Below are 20496 nucleotides of genomic sequence, written 5' to 3' on the forward strand. Positions count from 1 at the left end.
GATCGGACGGCAAGGAGCAGGGCGTGGCAGATGGTAACCGGACGATGAGAGGTCGGGTCCTCATCGTCGACGACGACACAGCGTTGTCGGAGATGCTCAGCATCGTCCTGCGCAACGAAGGCTATGACACCTACCTGTGCGCGACGGGTGACAAAGCGGTACCGGCGTTCCGGGAGTTCAAGCCGGACCTGCTGCTGCTCGACCTGATGCTGCCCGGGATGGACGGGATCGACGTCTGCCGGGCGATCCGGGCCGAGTCCGGCGTACCGATCGTGATGCTGACCGCCAAGAGCGACACCGTGGACGTGGTGCTGGGCCTGGAGTCCGGCGCCGACGACTACGTGGTCAAGCCGTTCAAGCCGAAGGAGCTGGTGGCCCGGATCCGGGCCCGGCTGCGCCGGATGGACGAGCCCGGGCCGGAGTCGCTGACCATCGGCGACCTCACCATCGACGTGGCCGGCCACTCGGTGAAGCGGGCCGGCGAGACGATCCAGCTGACACCGCTGGAGTTCGACCTGCTGGTCTGCCTGGCCTCCAAGCCCTGGCAGGTGTTCACCCGTGAGGTCCTGCTGGAGCAGGTCTGGGGCTACCGGCACGCGGCCGACACCCGGCTGGTGAACGTGCACGTCCAGCGGCTGCGCTCCAAGATCGAGAAGGACCCGGAGCACCCGGAGATCGTGGTGACGGTCCGCGGCGTCGGCTACAAGGCGGGTGCGGACTGATCGAGTACGGACGCGACACAGAGTCGCAGGCTGCCACCGAGCCGGCTGCCGCCCCCGCGGCAGCAGGCCCGGCGCAGCCACCGGCCCCACCCGAGCAGGAGGTGGCCGAGTCCCGTGGGACGGAGCTGGAGCTGACCGCCGCCGCGGCGGACTGGCCTGCCTACCCGCAGCCGCTCTGGCGGACGCACCCCAAGCACTGGCCGGACATCTGGCGCCGGTCCATCCAGGCCCGGATCGTCACCGGCACCCTGCTGATGTCGACCCTCGTCCTGATCCTGGTCGGCTGGGTGATGATGAGCCAGGTCACCGATGGGGTGCTGGAGTCCCGCCGTACCAGCGCGCAGGCGGAGGCACTCGCCCAGCTCACCCAGCTGTCCAACACGATCAACGCCGCCGACCGCAACACCATCAACCAGCAGCTGTCCGAGCTGGTGCTCGGCTCCAACCGCCCCGGCCTGTACGACGTCCTGCTGGTGCCGACCGACAGCTCCAAGTCCAACGCGATCCGCTACACCGGCCTGGTCGACAGCGACTCGATCCCGCAGACACTGGCGTCCTCGGTGATGAGCGACGAGTCCAAGCTGTACGACACCTACACCCAGATCAACTACCGCGACGGGCCTAGCGTGCCCGGCCTGGTGATCGGCTCGCAGCTGCGGATCACCTCCACCAACGAGCGGTACGCCGTCTACTTCCTCTTCCCGCTCACCGCGCAGCAGGAGACGCTCGACGTCGTCCAGCGCGCGCTGCTGACCGCGGGACTCCTGCTGATCGTGTTGCTCGGCGCCGTGGCCTGGCTGGTCACCCGGCAGGTCGTCACCCCGGTCCGGATGGCGCGGCGGATCGCGGAGCGGCTGGCGGCGGGCAAGCTCGAGGAGCGGATGCAGGTCCGCGGCACCGACGACCTGGCCCGGCTGGCGGTCTCGTTCAACAAGATGGCGAGCAACCTGCAGCGGCAGATCCGCCGGCTGGAGGAGCTGTCCCGGCTGCAGCGCCGGTTCGTCTCCGACGTCTCGCACGAGCTGCGCACGCCACTGACCACCGTCCGGATGGCCGCCGACCTGCTGCACGAGAGCCGCGACCAGTTCGACCCGATCAGCCGCCGCTCGGTGGAGCTGTTGCAGAACGAGCTCAACCGGTTCGAGGAGCTGCTCGCGGACCTGCTGGAGATCAGCCGGTTCGACGCCGGCGCGGCCGCGCTCGACCTGGAGGACGTCGACCTCCGCGACATCGTCAACCGCGTCCTGGAGAACCACGAGACCCTGCTGCAGCGCAAGGGCTGCGAGGTCCAGCTGGACATGGCCGAGCCGTGCCGCGCCCAGGTGGACTCGCGCCGGATCGAGCGCATCCTGCGCAACCTGATCGGCAACGCCATCGAGCACAGCGAGGGCCAGCCGATCCGGATCAGTACGGCGCACGACGAGGACGCGGCGGCGGTTGCGGTCCGGGACCACGGTATCGGTTTCCGGCCCGAGGAGGCGGAGATGGTGTTCAGCCGGTTCTGGCGCGCCGACCCGGCCCGGGCCAGGACCACCGGCGGCACCGGCCTCGGCCTGTCCATCGCCCTGGAGGACGCCCGCCTGCACGGCGGCCGGCTGGACGCCTGGGGCTCGCCGGGTGACGGCGCCTACTTCCGGCTCACCCTGCCGCGCCGGGCCGACGTCGCTCTGACCGGCTCACCACTGCCGGCCCGCCCGGTCGACGCCAGCCGGGTCATCACCGAGAAATCGCTGGTCGACGTGGGAGCGCCGTACCAGAAGCTCACCGGAGGTGAGCAGCGATGAGAAGGCGCCTGCTCGTCGCTCTGCTCGCGGTCCTGCTGCTGGTCACCGGCTGCGCGACCGTGCCGACCAAGGGCACCGTCCGCAGCGGGAGTCGCCAAGGACTGGCGCCGGATCTCGGCGGTGTCGGTGTGGAGGCGAAGCCACCCCGGGACACCTTCAACGACATGGACATCGTCAACGGCTTCCTGGAGGCCATGTCGGACTCGCAGGGCGCGTTGGACATCGCCCGGCAGTACATGACCCCGGAGGCCGCGGCGGCATGGAAGCCGGAGTCGGGGACCGTGGTGTACGACCAGCGTCCGGACGCGCTGGCGCGACGGGCCGGCGGCATTCAGCTCACCGCCCGCAAGATCGCGACGATCAACCAGCGCGGCGAGTGGATCCCCGCTCCGGCGAACGTGCCGGCCGACTTCTTCTTCAAGCTGACCAAGGTGAACGGGCAGTATCGGGTCGCCTCGGCGCCGCCCGGGGTGTACCTGGGCAGCAACCAGGTGGATCTGAAGCTCGCCCCGCGCGATCTGTACTACTTCACGCCCGGCCGGGAGATGCTGGTCCCCGACCCGGTCTATCTGCCGGTGAACCTGTCCTCCGGGCAGGCCGCGACCCAGCTGGTCCAGGAGCTCCTGAAGGGCCCGACCGGCCGGCTCGGCAGCGGCGTGATCACGCTGGCACCACCGGGCACCGAGGTGCAGGTGTCGGTCCCGGTCGAGTTCGGCGTGGCGACCGTCGCGCTCAACGACGCGGCCGCGTCGATGCGGGACCAGGACCGCCGGCTGCTCGCGGCCCAGATCGTCTGGACGCTCAACCAGATCAGCCTGCGGGTCAAGATCACCGTGGGCGGCGCACCCCTGCTGCCGGACGACCCGGACATCCTGCCGTTCGCGAACTTCAGCCAGTACGACCCGTCGGTGCCCGGCGGCGCCCTGACCGACCTGTACGGCGTGAGGCTGGGGAAGGTGCAACGGATCGTCGGGCTGGACGGGGCGTCGGACATCGCCGCCCAGCCACTGACCTCCAGCCAGCTCTATCCGTACAACGCCCAGTCCTTCGCGGTGAACCTGCACGGCGACGCCGGCGCGGTCGTGACCACGGCCGACGGCGACGACGTGGTCGCCTACGCCCGGCTGGACGCGACCGACAAGAGCGACGCGGTCAAGTCGATCCCCGTGAGCGGCCCGGTGCTGCGGCCGAGCTACGACAACCAGGACAACCTCTGGATCATGGACAAGGCCGACAGCGCGGCGCCGCGGCTGCGGGTTCGCAACCGCGGCGGCGACGTCAGCCTGGTGAAGACCAGCTTCCGCGGCGACACCCCGGTGGTCCTCAGGATGGCGCCGGACGGCGTCCGGGCGCTGCTGGTGATGAAGTCCAAGACCACCGGGAAGAACTACGTGCAGACCGGGACCATCCTGCCCGGGAACAGCGGCAAGCAGCTGGTGCTCGGGCAGTTCCGCCAGCTCCAGCTCCCGCTCGGCGGCATCACCGACGCGGCGTGGACCAAGCAGGGCATCCTGGTCGTCGGCGTGAGCACCTCGAGCAGCAACTCGACCCCGGGGCCCTGGCTGGTCAACTCCGACGGATCCCAGCTGCAGCTACTGCCCGGGTCGCCGGCCGGTTTCTCCGCCCGGTCCATCGCGTCCAACCCCAACCTGGACACCCTTCCGGTCATCGAGGACGTCGAAGGCAAGGTGCACTGGCTCAGCCGCGACCTGCTCTGGACACCGATGGACTCCGACCCCAACACCCCGCCCATCTTCCCGGTGTACCCGGGCTGACCGCTTGTCCACAGGCCGGCGCCAGGACGGTTGCGTCCGACGGGCCGGTTCGTCGATCGTGGGTGCGGTGCCGGCCCGGGACGCGTTCGTGGATCTCGTCCTGGGTGGGCGCTGCGCGGGTTGCGAGCGGCCCGGCATCACTCTCTGTGGTGGTTGCCGGGAGCTGCTGGCCGCCCTGACTCCGTTCCGTGCCTGGCCCGACCCGCGGCCGGCCGGACTGCCTCCGCCGACCGCGAGTGCGCCGTACGCCGATGAGCTACGGCAGTTGATCATCGCGCACAAGGAGAACGCCCGGTACGCCCTTGCACGGCCGCTCGGTGGCGTGCTCGCGACCGCGGTGGTGAGCGCGCTGGGGGAGCACCGGGCCGCGTGGTTGTGCCCGGTCCCGTCGGCGCGGGCGACCGTCCGGCAGCGCGGGCACGACCCGCTGCGGCGGATTGCGAAGGCCGCGATCAAAGCCCTGCGGAGACAGGGCGTCGACGCCCGGCTGGCCGACGCGCTGCGCGTCGTACGGCGCCCGGACGACCAGGCCGGCCTGTCCGCGGAACGCCGTACCGTCAACCTGGACGGGGCTTTCGCGGCTCGTTCGCGCTGGGCTGAAAGGCTGACGGATCAGCCGGTCCTGCTGGTCGACGACGTGATCACCACCGGTTCCACGCTCGCGGAGGCGTGCCGCGCCTTGGAATCCCGGGGGATCGCGGTGCTCGGCTGCGCGGTCCTGGCCGCGACCCGCCGGCACCGGTCGTCTGGTTCATGAGAACTTCCCTACCGGTTTTCGCCGAAGCCGACTAGCGTTGGCCCATGACACCCGCACGGGCTTGTCGGGCAGGGATGTGGTGCAGGACCGGATCAGCCGGAATCCTCACTGCGGAGTCCGACGGGCGTGGTCGCGGGTGTTGTCGTTTCGGGCACCCCGACCGCTACCGGCACAGTGAAATGGAGTCGAATTCGTACACCTGCGGGGGTCTGGAGACGTAACAAGAAGTCGCCGATCGATGGAGGTTTCCGTGGACGTCGTTGTCAAGGGTCATCACTGCGAGGTCAGTGACCGCTTCCGGCAGTACGTCGAGGAAAAACTCGAGCGAATCGAGAAGGTCGATCACCGGGTACTGCGGTGCGAGGTGGAAGTCAGCCAGGAGAAGAACCCGCGACAGCACGATCGGGCGATGCGTGTCGAACTCACCATGTACACCAAGGGTCCGGTGGTCCGCGCCGAAGCGTGCGGTGAGACCAAGCAGGCGGCGTTCGACGTCTGCCTGGACCGGCTCCGGGCCCAGGTCCGCAAGGCGGCCGACCGGCGCCGGGTGCACCGCGGTGAGCGCTCGCCGGAAGGCCTGCGGCACGTGAACGCGAAGCAGCCAGTCAGCAGCACCGCTGTGGAGGAGAAAGCCGCCGAAGACAAGGTGGCGACGTACAAAGTCGGATCGCTCACGGTCACCGGCGACGGTCCGCTGGTGATGCGCGAGAAGACCCATACCGCCAAGCCGATGTCCCTGGACCAGGCGCTCTACGAGCTCGAACTGGTCGGACACGACTTCTACCTGTTCGTCGACGCCGACGAGAACCAGCCCAGCGTCGTCTACCGCCGTCGCGGTTACGACTACGGCGTGATCCGTCTGGCGGTCTGACCCCCTTGGTCGTGTGAGGCCGACCTGCTGATCCAGGAGGAGCTACACAACACGAGGGCCGGGCAGCAAGCCCGGCCCTCGGTCTGTCCGAGGCGCGATGACAGTCTTGTCATACCTGAGCACGTGTGTTCCCCCCCGGCCCGCACGGCGGCGTAGTTTTCCACCGTCATGTCCCGCCACCGAATCTCAGAACGTGTACATGGCCCGCTGTCCCGGCTCGCCTGGTTCCTCTGGTATGCCGCTGTCCTGCTGGTTCCGCTGTTCCTCACGTGGGGTGTGATCGGGCCACCGGAGGCCAATCCGGGTCCGGCTCTGGTCCTCAGCGCCGGACTGGTCGGCTTCTCCGCCCTGGTCGTCGCGGTCGTGCTTCCTGCCCGGCTGCCCTGGCTGATCGCGACGTTCGGGATCGAGACCGTGCTGGCGGTGCACCGATTGATCGCGCTGATTGCGGTCCTGCTGGTCATCGTTCACCTGGTCGCGGTGCTGTTCGTGGATCCGCGCGGGCTGTCCATCCTCGATCTCGTGCACACGACCTGGGCGGCCCGAGCGGCGGTCACCTCGACGGTCGCGCTCGTCCTGGTCGTCGTCCTCGCGCTGCGCCGTCCTCGCCGCCAGCCGCGATACGAGGGCTGGCGGTTGGTTCACAACGGGCTGGTGGCGGTCGTCCTGGTCACCGCCTGGCTGCATGTCTGGTGGCTGCGGCACCTCGTCTCACACACCCTGCTGGCCGCGTGGTTCGTCGCCAGCGGGCTGCTGCTGGCCGGTCTGGCCGCGCGCCGCTGGATCTGGCTGCCGATCCGGTCCCGCAAGCACGCCTACGTCGTGGTGTCGGTACGGGCGGTGCCGGGCGACGGTGTGACGCTTGTGATCCAGGCGGATGGTCACGCCGGTCTGCCGTTCGACGCCGGTCAGTTCGTCTGGCTGAAGATCGGCTCCACGCCGTTCGTGTTCGAGGAGCATCCGTTCAGCATCGCGTCGACCGCGGAGCACCCCGAGCGGATGGAGTTCACCATCAAGGCCCTCGGCGATTTCACCGAGCTGCTCGGCGCGCTCCGGCCGGGTCGCCGGGTCTTCCTGGACGGCCCGTACGGCGGATTCACGATCGAGGGCCATGAGGACGCACCGGGGTTCGTACTGATCGCGGCAGGCGTCGGCATCACGCCGCTGCTGAGCATGCTCCGGACCCTGGCCGATCGCGAGGACCGCCGGCGGCACCGGTTGATCGTCGCAGCGCGCACCGAGGACGAGCTCATGCTCCGGCCGGAGATCACCGCGCTGCGCGCCCGGCTCAACCTCAGGGTGGTCGAGGTGCTCAGTCGCCCGCATCCCGGCTGGCCGGGGGAGACCGGCCGGATCACCAGGAGCTTCCTGTCCCGTCAGTTGCCGCGCCGCCCGCAGCGTCTGGAGTACTTCATCTGCGGCCCGCAGCCGATGGTCAGCGCCGTCAGCCGGGACCTGTCAGGCCTCGGCGTACCACTCCGGCGAATCCACACCGAACGCTTCAGCGCTGTCTGACCCGGACAGCATGCGAGGCCCGGGCGAACAGGCCCGGGCCCCACGTGACTGCTTTACCCGCCGATCTGGGAGTGCAGTTCGGCGGCGTAGGTCGCCACCTCGGCGTAGACGCCGGGGTTGCCCGCGTCCGCGCAGCCGACGCCCCAGGAGACGACGCCGAAGAGGCGGCCGTTCAGGACTAGCGGACCGCCGGAGTCGCCCTGGCAGGAGTCCTTGCCACCGTCCTCGTAGCCGGCGCAGATCTCGCCGTCGGCGGTGTAGCCCTCACTCGCGTACGCCTGCTCGCAGTACGCGTCACCCAGCACGGGGACGTCCACCTTCTGGAAGGTGTCCTCCGGGCCGGTGCCCTCGGTCGAGCCCCAGCCGTAGACGACCGACGCCGCGCCGGCCGCGTCCGCCGCCTTGTCGGTCTGCAGGGCCAGCGTCGGTACGCCGGCGAACGGCGTGGCCAGCGTCATCACGGCGACGTCGTGACCCGGCTGCTGCCCGTACTGCGGATCCACCCAGATGCTGCTGATCTTGGACGATGTTCCACCTGCGCTGGTCAGCACGTCCCGGCCCTGGATCGCCGTGTAGGTGCTGACCGCTTCCTGGGCGCAGTGTGCGGCGGTGACGATCTTGTTCGCCGCGACCAGGGTCGAGCCGCACCACTGGCCGCTCGGTGACGGGGAGCCGCTGTTGTTGAGGGCGATCGCCCACGGGGTGTCCGCGGTATGGGCGATCGTGCCGCCGACGATCCGGGTCTTCGGTCCGTCAGGTGACTGCGCGGCCGACGCGGAGCCGGCTACGGCCACCGCGCCGAGGGACGCCGCGGTCAGCACACCGGCCGCCAAGACGGCACGGATCAACTGCACTCTTCCTGTCATGCCTCACTCCAGGTTGATAGGGGCCGCGCGGGCGGGCGGCCTGCTGGCAGCGTCCCCTGAACACCCTCCGTAGCACACCTCCCACTTGCGGTAACTCCCGAGTTATGGCTCCACCTTTCTGTCGGAGCCACCCGGCAGAATTCGTGCCGTGAATACGCAGGTTCTGTCAACGGCTCAGGCACGGCGGGTGGCGCTGGCTGCGCAAGGGTTCATGGATCCCCGTCCGAAGGGGACGCCGGATGCGCGGGCGCTGGCGCGGGTGCTCGGCCGGATCGGGCTGATCCAGATCGACTCGGTCAACGTCCTGAGCCGGGCGCAGTACCTGCCGCTGTACTCGCGGCTGGGACCGTACCCGCGGGACCTGCTCGACCGTGCGTCCGGGAAGGCGCCGCGCCGACTCGTGGAGTACTGGGCGCACGAGGCGTCGCTGATCCCGGTCGAGACGCACCCGCTGATGCGCTGGCGGATGGCCCGCGCGATGACCGAGGCGTGGGGCGGCCCGCGGTCGATCGCCGCCGAGCGGCCGGAGCTGCTCAAGCAGGTGCTCGCCGACGTCCGCGACCACGGCCCGCTGACCGCCCGCCAGATCGATGACGACGTCGAGCGCGACCGCACCAACTGGGGCTGGAACTGGTCCGACGTGAAACGTGCCCTCGAGTTCCTCTTCTTCGCGGGCGAGATCACGGTCGCCCGGCGCAACCAGCAGTTCGAGCGGATGTACGACGTACCCGAGCGGGTGCTGCCTCGCGCCGTACTGGAGACCCCGACGCCGTCCGTGGCAGCGGCGCATCGCGGGCTGGTGTCGATCGCGGCAAGGGCGCACGGAGTGGCGACCGCGCAGTGTCTGAAGGACTACTTCCGGACCGCGCCGGACGCGACCGCGCAGGCGATCGCGGAGCTGGTCGAGGAGGGCGAGCTGCTCCCGGTCCGGATCGATGGGTGGAAGCGGCCGGCGTACCTGCATCGGGACGCGCGGCTGCCGCGGCGGGTGAACACCCGGGCCCTGGTCAGCCCGTTCGATTCGCTGGTGTTCGAGCGGACCCGGACCGAGGTCCTGTTCGACTTCCGCTACCGGATCGAGATCTACGTCCCGGCCGAGAAGCGCATCCACGGGTACTACGTGCTCCCGTTCCTGCTCGGGGACCGGCTGGTCGCCCGGGTGGACCTCAAGGCCGACCGGACGGCCGGCGTACTGCTGGTCCAATCGGCGCACGCGGAGCCGAAGGCGCCGGTGGAGACGGCCGCCGAGCTGGCCGCGGAGCTCGTCCAGCTGGCCGGATGGCTCGGGCTCGACCAGGTGCGGGTGGCCGGTGGTGGTGACCTCTCGCCAGCGCTCAGTGACGCTCTGCGCGGTTTCTGATCGGGCAGTGGGAACTTTCCTGGCCGCCTGAGCGTGGGTCGGATAGGCCCGGCGGCACGCATCCGGCGTGGCTTGGCACATCGTGCCCCGTAACATGGGTGCTGCGCGCCTGCCCGAGGGGTGGATCGTGCCCTGTCGGCGTTCGGCCGCAGCCAGGCTTCAGCAGCAAGGAGAGAACTCCCCACCATGAAGGTGATCGACAAGGTCCTGCGGATCGGCGAGGGCAAGATCCTGCGTCAGCTCCAGGGCATCGCGAAGATGGTCAACTCGATCGAGGACGACTTCGTCGGGATGACCGACGAGGAACTTCGTGGTCAGACCGCGGAGTTCAAGCAGCGGTTCGAGAACGGGGAGTCTCTCGACCAACTGATGCCGGAGGCCTTCGCGGTGGTCCGGGAGGCGGCCAAGCGGACCCTGCACCAGCGGCACTACGACGTCCAGATCATGGGTGGCGCGGCGCTGCACCTCGGCAACATCGCCGAGATGAAGACCGGTGAGGGCAAGACGCTGGTCGCCACGCTGGCGGCGTACCTGAACGCCCTGTCCGGCCGGGGCGTGCACGTGGTCACGGTGAACGACTACCTGGCCAAGTTCCAGGCCGAGTGGATGGGCCGGGTGTACCACTTCCTCGGCCTCGACTACGGCGTGATCCTGCCGGAGATGACCCCGGCCGAGCGGCGGATCGCGTACAGCAAGGACATCACCTACGGCACCAACAACGAGTTCGGCTTCGACTACCTGCGCGACAACATGGCGGGCAGCATCGACGACCTCGTCCAGCGCGAGTACAACTTCGCGATCGTGGACGAGGTGGACTCGATCCTGGTCGACGAGGCCCGGACCCCGCTGATCATCTCCGGCCCGGCCGAGGACTCGCAGCGCTGGTACGTCGAGATGGCGCGGATCGCGAACACGCTGAAGCCCCGGATCGCCGACGACAAGGTGCCCGAGGAGCAGCGCCCCGTGGCCGACTACGAGGTGGACGAGAAGAAGCGGACCGTCGCGATCCTCGAGCGCGGGATCGAGAAGGTCGAGGACCGGCTCGGCATCGACAACCTGTACGAGTCGGCCAACACCCCGCTGATCAGCTACCTGAACAACGCGCTAAAGGCGAAGGACCTGTTCCGCCGGGACAAGGACTACGTGGTCGTCGACAACGAGGTGCTGATCGTCGACGAGCACACCGGCCGCACGCTGCACGGCCGCCGCTACAACGAGGGACTCCACCAGGCGATCGAGGCCAAGGAAGAGGTCGAGATCAAGGAGGAGTACCAGACGCTGGCGACCATCACGCTGCAGAACTACTTCCGCCTCTACGACAAGCTGGCCGGCATGACCGGTACGGCGATGACCGAGGCGGCCGAGTTCTCCAAGGTCTACAACCTCGGTGTGGTCCCGATCCCGACCAACAAGCCGATGATCCGAGTCGAGGAGCGGGACCTGATCTTCCGCACCGAGGACGCCAAGTTCGACGCGGTGGTCAAGGACATCGTCGAGGTGCACCAGACCGGCCAGCCGATCCTGGTCGGCACCACCAGCGTGGAGAAGTCCGAGCGGCTGTCCGCGCAGCTGCGCAAGGAGAACATCGCGCACGAGGTGCTGAACGCGAAGCAGCACGCGCGGGAGGCGGCGATCGTCGCCGAGGCCGGCCGCAAGGGCGCGGTCACGGTGGCCACCAACATGGCCGGCCGTGGTACCGACATCATCCTCGGCGGCAACCCCGAGCACCTGGCCGACAAGGACCTGCGCGCCCGCGGGATCGACCCGGTGGAGTCCGCCGAGCAGTACGAGGCGGAGTACCCGAAGGTCCTCGAGGAGTTCGAGAAGCGGGTCAAGGACGAGCAGGAAGAGGTCACCGAGGCCGGCGGCCTGTACGTGCTCGGCACCGAGCGGCACGAGTCCCGCCGGATCGACAACCAGCTCCGCGGCCGTGCCGGCCGTCAGGGCGACCCGGGCAAGTCCCGGTTCTACCTGTCGCTGGAGGACGACCTGATGCGGCTGTTCAAGCGCGAGATGGTCGACTGGGCGATGTCGCGGAACAACGACGACACCCAGCCGCTGGAGAACAAGGTCGTCACCAAGGCGATCGCGTCGGCGCAGGCCCAGGTCGAGGCGCAGAACTTCGAGACCCGGAAGAACATCCTCAAGTACGACGACGTGATGAACCGGCAGCGGCACGTCGTGTACGACGAGCGCCGCCGGGTGCTCGAGGGCGCGGACCTGCACTCGCAGGTGTCGGACATGCTCGAGGAGACCGTCACCGGGTACGTGCAGGGCGCGACCGCGGACGGGTTCGCCGAGGATTGGGACCTGGACGCGCTGTTCACCGCGATGAAGACGCTGTACTCGACCGAGCTGACCGAGGACGAGCTGATCGAGGAGGCCGGCGGCGAGAAGGCCGGCCTGACCCAGGACTTCCTGATCGAGCGGTTCATCGAGGATGCCCAGGCGGCGTACGAGCGGCGCGAGGAGCTGCTCGGTGAGGACGCGATGCGCGAGCTGGAGCGTCGCGTCGTACTGAGCGTGCTGGACCGCAAGTGGCGCGAGCACCTGTACGAGATGGACTACCTGCGCGAGGGCATCGGCCTGCGCGCGATGGCGCAGCGCGACCCCCTGGTCGAGTACCAGCGCGAGGGCTACGACATGTTCGCCGCGATGATGGAGTCGATCAAGGAGGAGTCGGTCGCCTTCATCTTCAACGTCGAGGTGGACGTCGAGGCGATGCGCGCCGAGATGGAGCTCGCCGCCGAGGCGGACGCGACGGTGGACCTCGACCTGGACGGCGACGGTCTCGAAGGCCGTCGGATCGAGGACATCCTCACCCCCGGTGCGCCGGTGCCGGAGTTCCCGGGCCGGGTCCAGGACGAGGTGCGGCCGCGGGACACCCCGCGCCTGCGCGCCAAGGGGCTGACCGGTGACAGTCGTCCGCAGCGCCTGTCCTACTCGGCCCCGACCATGGACGGCGACGACGAGGTGGCCGTCCGCGAGGCGGCCGTCGAGGACGGTGGCCTGCAGTACGCCGGCACCCCGCGCAACGCGGCCTGCCCCTGTGGCTCCGGCAAGAAGTACAAGCGCTGCCACGGCGACCCATCCTCAGACGTCTACAAGTTCTGAGGCATCAAGCCACCGCCGGGCCTGGGAGGTAACTCTGGGCCCGGCCGTCGCGCGTCCGACCAACGCCAGTCCGGAGGCTTCGGATCGCGGCACCGGACCGCGTTCGGGGACCTGGGTCAGGTTGTCGGGGGCAGCGACAGGTAATGCCATGTCCCCACCCACCAGTTCCTGTCCCAGCCCCCGGCACATGGCGGGGGCACGTGGCGTGGACCGGGCGGGTGTGATGCTGTGGACTCATGTGGCTGACGGAGAAGTTCGGGCTGAGCGTTCCGGTGGTGGGCGCGCCGATGGCGAACGTGAGTGGTGGCAGGCTGGTTGCCGCGATCTCGGTGGCGGGTGGTCTCGGCATGCTCGGCGCCGGATCCGCGGTCACGGCTGACTGGATCCGGACCGAGGGCTCGATCGCTGCGGCGAGTGGGAAGCCGTATGGGATCGGGTTGATGGCGTGGTCGGTGCGGGAGCGGCCGGAGCATCTGGAGGCCGTGCTGGAGCTGAAGCCGGCGCTGGTGTCGCTCAGCTTCGGGGACTACACGCCGTACGTCGAACCGCTGCAGAAGGCCGGGATTGTCGTTGCCACGCAGGCGGGGACGGTTGCCGATGCGCGGGAGGCGGTGGATGCCGGTGTCGACGTGATCGTTGCCCGGGGCGCGGAAGCCGGTGGGCATGGCCGCAATGCCGTGGCCACACTGCCGTTGCTGCAGGCGATTCTCGAGCTGACCGAGCTGCCGGTGCTCGCGGGCGGTGGGATCTCGGGTCCGCGCGGGGTGGCCGCCGTACTGGCCGCGGGGGCCGCGGGTGCCTGGATCGGTACGGCGTTTCTCACCTGCCAGGAGGCGCTGACGTCGGAGCCAGTCCGCCGGCGTGTGATAGCGGCGGACGAGACCGACACCGTCTACGGCACGGTGTTCGACGCGGCGTCGCGGGCCGGGTGGCCGGACGAGTTCGGTGGCCGGGCGCTGCGCAACGCGTACTTCGACACCTGGCAGGGCCGCGAGGACGAGCTGAAGACCGACGACGCCGGCCACACCGACTACGTCGAAGGCACCCGCGCCGCCGACCCGGCCCGCGCCTCGATCTACGCGGGCCAGGGCGTCGGCTCCCTCACCGGTCAGCCGACCGCCGCCGAGGTACTCGACGGCTTCGCGACGTACCGCACCTACCTGCAGGCCGCCCTCAGCGACGGCGCCAAGTAATTGCCGTGAGCAACCACGAGCTCGTCGCACAGGTCCCAGATCCGTTCGACCGGTAGCGCGGCCGCGGTGGCCGGGTCGACCATCACGGCCTGCCGGATCGCCCGCGGATCCTCGTCCATTGCGGCCTTCACCACCAGCTCGGCCACGTTGAGGTAGGACCGGTTGAGCGCCGCACACTGCGCCGGCAATGCACCCACCGAAGTCGGCTGGACTCCCGAACCGTCAACCAGACAAGGGACTTCGACCACCCCGCCGGCCTGCAGGTTGCTGATCAGGCCGGTGTTCGGGACGTTGCCGTAGATGGTTCGCGGCGTCCCGGTGACGATGCTGTGGATGACCTGCGGCGCATACTCCATCGTCGGCTCGACCGTCACCGGTTCGCCGGCCTTCAACGCCTTCCGCGTCTGTTCGTACGACGCCAGGTTCTCCTCGACGATCCCGAGATACTCACCGACGGGCAGCCGCAGCCGCTCGACCTCGTCCGGATGCGACAGGTACCACGGCACGTACTCCGACGAGTGCTCGCTGGTCTCGGTGGGATAGAACCCGAGCCGCCGATACATGTCCACGCGCACTCGCCGTCGCAGTTCCGGATCCGCCGCGATCGCCGCGTCCAGCCGCTCGTACAGGTTCTCGGAGCCGCGCTCGAACCGCAGTACCCACGACTGGTGGTTGACCCCAGCGGCCCGGTAGGTGACCTCGTCGTACGGGACGCCGACCAGCTCGGACAGACCGTGCATCGTCCAGTAGACCGAGTGACAGAGCCCGACGACCTTGCGCACTCCGAGCGCGGCCAGGTACCAGACGTTCATCACCATCGGGTTGGTGTAGTTCAGCAGCCACGCGTCCGGACACATTTCGGCGATGTCCTCCGCGAGCCCCCGCAGGACCGGGAACGTCCGCAGCGCCCGGAACACCCCGCCGACACCGAGCGTGTCCCCGATCGTCTGCCGGATCCCGTACCGGGCCGGGATCTCGAAGTCCACCCGGGTCGCGGCGTTCATCCCGACCTGGACGATGTTGATCACGAAGTCCGCGCCGTCGAGCGCGGCCCGGCGCTCCAGGTGCGCGGTGATCCGCGGCGTCACACCACGCTCCTGGGCGATGTACGCCGCCGCCGCGGCGGCTGTGTCGAGTCGCTCGGGATCGATGTCGTGCAACGCGATGTGCAGCGGTCCGAGGTCGAAGCTGAACAGGTCGGCGAGCAGGCCTTGGGTGAAGACCACACTGCCCGCGCCGATGAAGGCGATCTTGCTCATTGCATCACGCTCTCGATGGCTAGATCGCAGTCCGGCTGGGCCGCGGTCCCGCCGGCGGCGCGGGTGGACAGTGAGCCGCAGGCGGCAGCGATCGCCAGGGCTCGTTCGGTGCGGGATCCGTTCAGTACGGCGGCCACCCAGCCGGCGTCGAAGCTGTCACCTGCTCCGACCGCGTCGACGGTGTCCACCTTGAGCGCCGGCGCTGTCGTGACCTTGGAACCGTTGTGGGCCAGGGCGCCGTCCACACCGTTCTTCACCACGACCAACGGTCCGCGACGGGCAAGGATGCCCGCGGCATCTTCTACCGAGTGATGACCGGTGAGGGCCAACGCTTCGGCCGCATTCGGCAGGAAGTAGTCGGTGACCCGAAGCACCGGGTCGAGGACCGTCCGGTCCCAACGCCCGACCGGGTCGTCGTTCGGGTCGAGCGATGTGGTCGCCTTCGCGGCCTTCGCCTCCTTGAACAGGGCCGCCAGCCCCGCCGCCAGCGCCGGCATCAGGTAGAACGACGCCGCGTGCACGTGCCGGACAGATCGCAGCAACGACCCGGGTACGTCGTCCGTCGTGGTGGCCGGGAGACAGCCGGGCGAGGTGAGGATCGCCCGGTTGTCGCCCGAGGTGAGGATCGTGGTCAACGGGGTCGGAAGGGTGTTGTCGACAATCAGAGCGTCGACATTCACTCCGCGGTCGGAGAGCGCCGTACGGATGAAGTCGCCGGCCGGATCGTCACCGACGCGCCCGGCAAAGGCGACGCTGAGCCCGAGCCGGGCGGCGCCGCAGGCCATGATCGAGGCCGAGCCGCCGAGCACCAGAGAACCGTTGGGAACAAGCCGTTCCCGCTGGCCGAAAAGGATGGGTTGGTCGACAGGCCCGACAACCACATCGGGGTTCGCGTCGCCAATCACGAGCAGGTCGTAGGTCATGGGGCCTCCCGGCCTGGACTGAGGAGCGTAGGGAGCGAAGCGACTGGAGCGACGAGGGAAGGGCGGGAGCCAAGGCCCCATGACCGCGTCGGCGCCGAAGGCCCGACCAAAAGCACAGTCATGTGTCAGCCCTTGAGTCCGGTGGATGCGAGTGAGCGGATGAAGGCCTTCTGGGCGAGGAGGAAGCCCAGCAGGACCGGCAGCACGGTGATGACGTTGCCGGCCATCACGGCGGCCCACTGGGTGTGGTGCTGGCCCTGGAAGGTGGTCAGGCCGAGCTGGAGGGTGTACGTGGTGTCGGTGTTGATCGCGATCAGCGGCCAGGTCAGGTCGTTCCAGGTGGCCAGGAAGGTGAGGACGGCGACCGTACTCAGGGCCGGCCGGGCCAGCGGCAGCACGATCGAGACCAGGATCCGCAGCCGCCCGCACCCGTCGATCCAGGCCGCCTCCTCGAGCTCGCGCGGAAGCGAGACGAAGAACTGCCGGAAGAGAAACACCGACAGCGGCGTCACCAGCGACGGGATGATCAGCGCGCCGAGGGTGTCGATCAGCCCGAGTTCCTTCATCACCAGGAAGGTCGGGATCATCGTCAGCTGGAACGGGATCACCATCGTCGCCAGCATCAGCCCGAGCACGAGCTTCGACCCGGCGAACCGGATCCGCGCGAACGCGTACCCGCCGAGCGAGCCGAGGACGAGATTGGCCGTCACCGCCACCGCCGACACGATGAACGAGTTCAGGAACCAGCGCGGGAACAACGCGTTCCCCAGCACGTAGCGATATCCGTCGAGCTTGATCCCGTGCGGAATCAGCGCCGGTGGGAACCGGTTGATCTCGGCGTTGCTCATCACCGAGCTCACCAGCAACCACGCCAACGGCAACGCGAACAGCAAGGCAAGTGGCGCGAGCACGAAATGCCAAGCACTGAAAGGCAATCTCTTCATCGCGCAGCCGACCTCCGCCGGTAGAGCTGCAAGGCCACACCGATCACGAGCAAGGCGACCGCCAACGCGTACGCCGCGGCCGCGCTGTAGCCGGCCGTGAACGTCTTGAACGCCTTCTCCCAGATGAAGTACACGATCACGGTGGTGGAGCCGAGCGGCCCGCCCTTGGTGGTGACGAACACCAGGTCGAACACCTGCAACGCGTTGATGGCCTGGAACAGCAGCAGAAAGATCGTCACCGGTGTCAACGACGGCAGCACGACATGACGCAGTACGCCGAACCGTCCCGCACCGTCGATCCGGGCAGCCTCGACCAGGTCTGTCGAAACCCCTTGCAACCCGGCCAGATAGACGATCACGCAGAATCCGGTCCCGCTCCACAGCGAGATCGCGACCAGCAGATACAACGCCTGACCGGGATCGCTGAAGAACCCCTGCGCCGGCAACCCGACCTTGTGCAGCACCGAGTTCGCGACACCGAACTCCGGATCGAGCACGAACGAGAACAGCACGCCCTGCGCCGCCGCCGACACCACGAACGGCACGAACACCAAGGTCCGATACAGACCGATGAAGGCGATCTTCCGATCCAGCGCGATCGCGATCGCCAGCCCGGCGACCACGCTCAGCGGCACGTACAGCACCGTGTAGATCAGCGTGTGCTCGACCGCCGCACCGAAGGTCGGGTCTTTCATCAGGGCCTTGTAGTTGGCCAGCCCGACCCACTCGCTCGGCGAGACCAGGTCATTCACCTGGAACGACAACAGCAACGACCACAGCACCGGTACGACGCTGAGTCCCAGGATGATCAGTACCGACGGGCTGACGAACGCCCATCCCGTCGCGCTCTCGTTCCGGGTACGACGCTTGGCCGCCGCCCGGCTCCGGGGGTCGACGGTGAACGTACCGACCACGCTGGCCATCAGTTCGGCACCGCCAGCACCTGGTTGCACTGGTCGACGGCCTGCTTGATCGCATCACCCGGGCTCTGTTTCCCGAGCAGGACGGCGGCGATCGCCTGACCGAGGTTCTGCGAGATCTGCGGGTAGGTCGTGATCGTCGGCCGGACCTTCGCCGAGTCGAGCGCCTTGACGAACACGTCCAGCCCGTTCGTCTCGGTCGAGTGCTTCTTCCACTGGGGGAGCTCGGCAGTGGCCTTGGTGATCGGCAGACTCCCGCCCTCCATGTCCCACTGGATGTCCTGCGCCGGGTCGGCCATCCACTTCACGAACTCGGTGGCCGCCTGCACCTTCGCCTTGCCGTTGTCGAACACGGTCCAGGTGTCCGGACCCGAGATCGTCACCGGTTTCCCGGAGTACGACGGCAGCGGCACCACGCCGTAGTCGAGGTGATTGTCGATGAGCTCCGGGAGCTGCCAGGGGCCGGTGGCGACCATGGCCATCCGGCCACCGAGGAACACCTGGTAGAGCTGTTCGCTGCCCGGCTTGGGATCGACGTACAGCGACTTTTCGCTGCGCAGCCGGTCGAGAGTGCCGAGCGCCTGCTCACCGACCTGGTCGAAGCCCACCTTCTTGCCGGCTGTGCCTGATTCCTTCCCCGCCCCACCACCCCGGTCGCTGACCACGTCGCCGCCGAGGTCCCAGATCATCGGCCAGATCCGCCAGACCGTGTCCTCATCGCCGACACCCGGCCAGCCGGTGCCGAAGATGCCCTTGCCGGGGTTGGTGAGGGCTTTGGCGGTGGTGACGAAGTCGTCCCAGGTCCAGCCCGCCTGCGGCGCAGGGACGCCGGCGGCGGCGAACAACTTCTTGTTGTAGACCACGCAGAGCGAGTCGAGCAACGCCGGCGCGGCCCGGACCTTGCCTTTGACGCTGACCGCGTCCTTCGCGGCCGGCCAGTAGTCGTCGATCTTCAGCGCACCGGTCAGGTCGGCCACCTTCGGGCTCTTGGTCAGGCTGGCGAGGTCCGAACCGAAGATGTACGCGACATCCGGGTAGGACCCCGCGGCCAGCCCCGCGGTGACCTTCTGCAGCATGCTGTCCGCGGTGACCCCGCCACCGCCGCCGACCACCTTGATGTTCGGGTGCGACTTGTTGAACTCGTTGATCAAGGCATCGATCGCGGCCTTGCCGGTGTCGACCTGGCCGTGCCAGAGATCGACGCTGACGACGCCGTCCGGGCCGCCCCCCGCATCGTCGTTGTTCTTGCCGCACGCACCGAGCGTGCCGGCGGCAGCGACGGCGGCCGCGGCGCGCAGGACGTCACGACGGGAAAGGGTCAGAGCATGCTGGGACATAGGGGTCTCCAGGTGGTACCGAGGGATGAAGGGAGTGGAATCAGCAGGTCTTGCGCACGTACCCGGAGTCGACGTCGCGCTGCACGATCGTCAACGTGCCTGGGTCGCGGTGAGCAGCCTCATCGAGCGGGTGCGGCTGTCGTAGTCGTCCGGCGGCGGCCAGAGTGGCCGGCGGGAAGCGGCGAGCGAGGTTGGACACGATTGCTCCATCGGTCCGGGGACGCGACCCCGCCTCGGGCTGGGTGGATCGAGCTGCCCTGGCGCCTGGAAACCGGACTTCGGACCCCTCTCGGACCGCTACCGGCTGGGTGCGTCACTGCCGACCAAGTCAAGCGCTGCGGCGTCGTCCCGTCAAGGCAAAGTTGCAAACGAGTGCGTGGATTCCTCGCCTGAGCGCGTTACCGCGCAGAGAAGCCGAGGGGAAGGCCGGGGGAAGGTGACCGGCCTAGCGTCCTTCGGCAGATGCCTGAGCCGACCGGGCCAGGCAGACCAGGGGAGGATCCATGAACGAGCGAAGCGAGTTCATCATCAAGCACAGCCCATCTCGTGTCTCATCGGCGCCCGGAGCGAAGCGAGGACGTCGATGAGCACGACAACAGAGAGCCCGCGCCGGAACGGCGTCGACACCGCGACGCTGTTCGCCACCCTCGATGCGGTGAAGGGGCAGCACGAGATCGCCAAGTTCCAGTTCCGGGCGAACAACACCTGGGTCACCGGGACGCACAGCCGTTCCACCGCAGCGGGCTTCTTCGGAGCCATGCAGGAGCTGCGGCACAAGGCCGACACGGTGCTCGAGTTCGACCACCCCGAAGTCCTGGTCGGCACGGACCACGGGCCGACGCCGGCGGAGTACCTCCTGCACGCGATCGCCGCCTGCCTGACGGCCGGTATCGCCAACATCGCCGCGGCCCGCGGCGTCGACCTCACCAAGGTCACCTCGACCGTCGAGGGCGACATCGACCTGCTCGGGATCCTCGGCCTGTCGGGCGATTCCGTCCGCAACGGCTACCAGCAGATCCGGGTGTCGATCGCGATCGAAGGCGACGCCGACGACAAGACCCTGCGCGGCATCGTCGAGCAGTCCCGGCGCCGCTCGGCGGTCTTCGACGCGCTGGCCAACCCGACTCCGGTCGTCGTCGACGTGGTCACCGGCTGA

Annotated in this window: 17 protein-coding genes; 10 read left to right on the forward strand and 7 right to left on the reverse strand. The window is 68.7% G+C overall.

Annotated elements, in window-relative coordinates; all coding sequences use genetic code 11:
- The first annotated feature begins 44 nt into the window (after positions 1–44).
- The 6 genes from mtrA (at position 45) to OG555_RS21430 (ending at position 7424) form a co-directional block, all read left to right on the forward strand.
- Positions 45–722, forward strand: a complete 678-nt coding sequence (gene mtrA, locus OG555_RS21405; protein ID WP_131345780.1) for an MtrAB system response regulator MtrA — start codon at positions 45–47, stop codon at positions 720–722.
- 101 nt (positions 723–823) lie between these two features.
- On the forward strand, positions 824–2506 hold the full coding sequence (gene mtrB, locus OG555_RS21410) for an MtrAB system histidine kinase MtrB (protein ID WP_329484701.1): 1683 nt from the start codon (positions 824–826) through the stop codon (positions 2504–2506).
- Positions 2503–4281, forward strand: coding sequence for an LpqB family beta-propeller domain-containing protein (locus tag OG555_RS21415; protein ID WP_329484702.1), 1779 nt, complete (start codon positions 2503–2505; stop codon positions 4279–4281). The genes mtrB and OG555_RS21415 overlap by 4 nt, the downstream gene beginning before the upstream one ends.
- A gap of 67 nt (positions 4282–4348) precedes the next feature.
- Positions 4349–5038: a ComF family protein gene (locus OG555_RS21420; protein ID WP_329484703.1), complete on the forward strand. Its 690-nt coding sequence runs from the start codon at positions 4349–4351 to the stop codon at positions 5036–5038.
- A 250-nt stretch (positions 5039–5288) separates the two neighbouring features.
- Positions 5289–5909 (forward strand): ribosome hibernation-promoting factor, HPF/YfiA family, encoded by a 621-nt coding sequence (gene hpf, locus OG555_RS21425; protein ID WP_329484704.1) that lies wholly within the window; start codon positions 5289–5291, stop codon positions 5907–5909.
- Between the two features lie 168 nt (positions 5910–6077).
- The gene (locus tag OG555_RS21430; RefSeq protein ID WP_329484705.1) at positions 6078–7424 is read left to right on the forward strand and encodes a ferredoxin reductase family protein; all 1347 of its coding nucleotides are present in this window, start codon (positions 6078–6080) and stop codon (positions 7422–7424) included.
- 53 nt (positions 7425–7477) lie between these two features.
- Here OG555_RS21430 and OG555_RS21435 read toward each other — a convergent pair whose 3' ends face one another.
- Positions 7478–8290, reverse strand: coding sequence for a S1 family peptidase (locus OG555_RS21435; protein ID WP_329484706.1), 813 nt, complete (start codon positions 8288–8290; stop codon positions 7478–7480).
- 211 nt (positions 8291–8501) lie between these two features.
- Here OG555_RS21435 and OG555_RS21440 point away from each other — a divergent pair, with 211 nt between their 5' ends.
- The 3 genes from OG555_RS21440 (at position 8502) to OG555_RS21450 (ending at position 13957) form a co-directional block, all read left to right on the forward strand.
- Positions 8502–9650 carry a winged helix-turn-helix domain-containing protein gene (locus OG555_RS21440; RefSeq protein WP_329484853.1) on the forward strand — a complete coding sequence of 383 codons (1149 nt, stop codon included), beginning with the start codon at positions 8502–8504 and terminating at the stop codon, positions 9648–9650.
- A gap of 186 nt (positions 9651–9836) precedes the next feature.
- Positions 9837–12764 carry a preprotein translocase subunit SecA gene (gene secA / locus OG555_RS21445; protein ID WP_329484707.1) on the forward strand — a complete coding sequence of 976 codons (2928 nt, stop codon included), beginning with the start codon at positions 9837–9839 and terminating at the stop codon, positions 12762–12764.
- Positions 12765–13000: 236 nt separating this feature from the next.
- Complete coding sequence (locus tag OG555_RS21450; protein ID WP_329484708.1) at positions 13001–13957, forward strand: NAD(P)H-dependent flavin oxidoreductase; 957 nt, start codon at positions 13001–13003, stop codon at positions 13955–13957.
- Here OG555_RS21450 and OG555_RS21455 read toward each other — a convergent pair.
- The 6 genes from OG555_RS21455 to OG555_RS21480 form a co-directional block, all read right to left on the reverse strand.
- Positions 13921–15216, reverse strand: a complete 1296-nt coding sequence (locus OG555_RS21455) for an alpha-glucosidase/alpha-galactosidase (RefSeq protein ID WP_329484709.1) — start codon at positions 15214–15216, stop codon at positions 13921–13923. The two genes, OG555_RS21450 and OG555_RS21455, sit on opposite strands and share 37 nt — an antisense overlap.
- Positions 15213–16139 (reverse strand): carbohydrate kinase family protein, encoded by a 927-nt coding sequence (locus OG555_RS21460; protein WP_329484710.1) that lies wholly within the window; start codon positions 16137–16139, stop codon positions 15213–15215. Before OG555_RS21460 ends, OG555_RS21455 begins: the two co-directional genes overlap by 4 nt.
- 125 nt (positions 16140–16264) lie before the next feature.
- Entirely contained in the window at positions 16265–17083 is an 819-nt protein-coding gene (locus tag OG555_RS21465) for a carbohydrate ABC transporter permease (RefSeq protein ID WP_329484711.1), read from the reverse strand.
- A complete protein-coding gene (locus tag OG555_RS21470) occupies positions 17080–18006 on the reverse strand; it encodes a carbohydrate ABC transporter permease (RefSeq protein ID WP_329484712.1) in 927 nt (308 codons plus the stop codon). The genes OG555_RS21465 and OG555_RS21470 overlap by 4 nt, the downstream gene beginning before the upstream one ends.
- Complete coding sequence (locus OG555_RS21475) at positions 18006–19340, reverse strand: ABC transporter substrate-binding protein (protein ID WP_329484713.1); 1335 nt, start codon at positions 19338–19340, stop codon at positions 18006–18008. The genes OG555_RS21470 and OG555_RS21475 overlap by 1 nt, the downstream gene beginning before the upstream one ends.
- 40 nt (positions 19341–19380) lie before the next feature.
- Positions 19381–19539, reverse strand: coding sequence for a hypothetical protein (locus OG555_RS21480; RefSeq protein WP_329484714.1), 159 nt, complete (start codon positions 19537–19539; stop codon positions 19381–19383).
- Between the two features lie 384 nt (positions 19540–19923).
- Between OG555_RS21480 and OG555_RS21485 the strand changes: the two genes are divergently transcribed.
- Positions 19924–20496, forward strand: coding sequence for an OsmC family protein (locus tag OG555_RS21485; protein ID WP_329484715.1), 573 nt, complete (start codon positions 19924–19926; stop codon positions 20494–20496).

It is taken from the genome of Kribbella sp. NBC_01484, assembly GCF_036227145.1.
In the GTDB taxonomy this organism is placed as follows: Bacteria; Actinomycetota; Actinomycetes; order Propionibacteriales; family Kribbellaceae; genus Kribbella.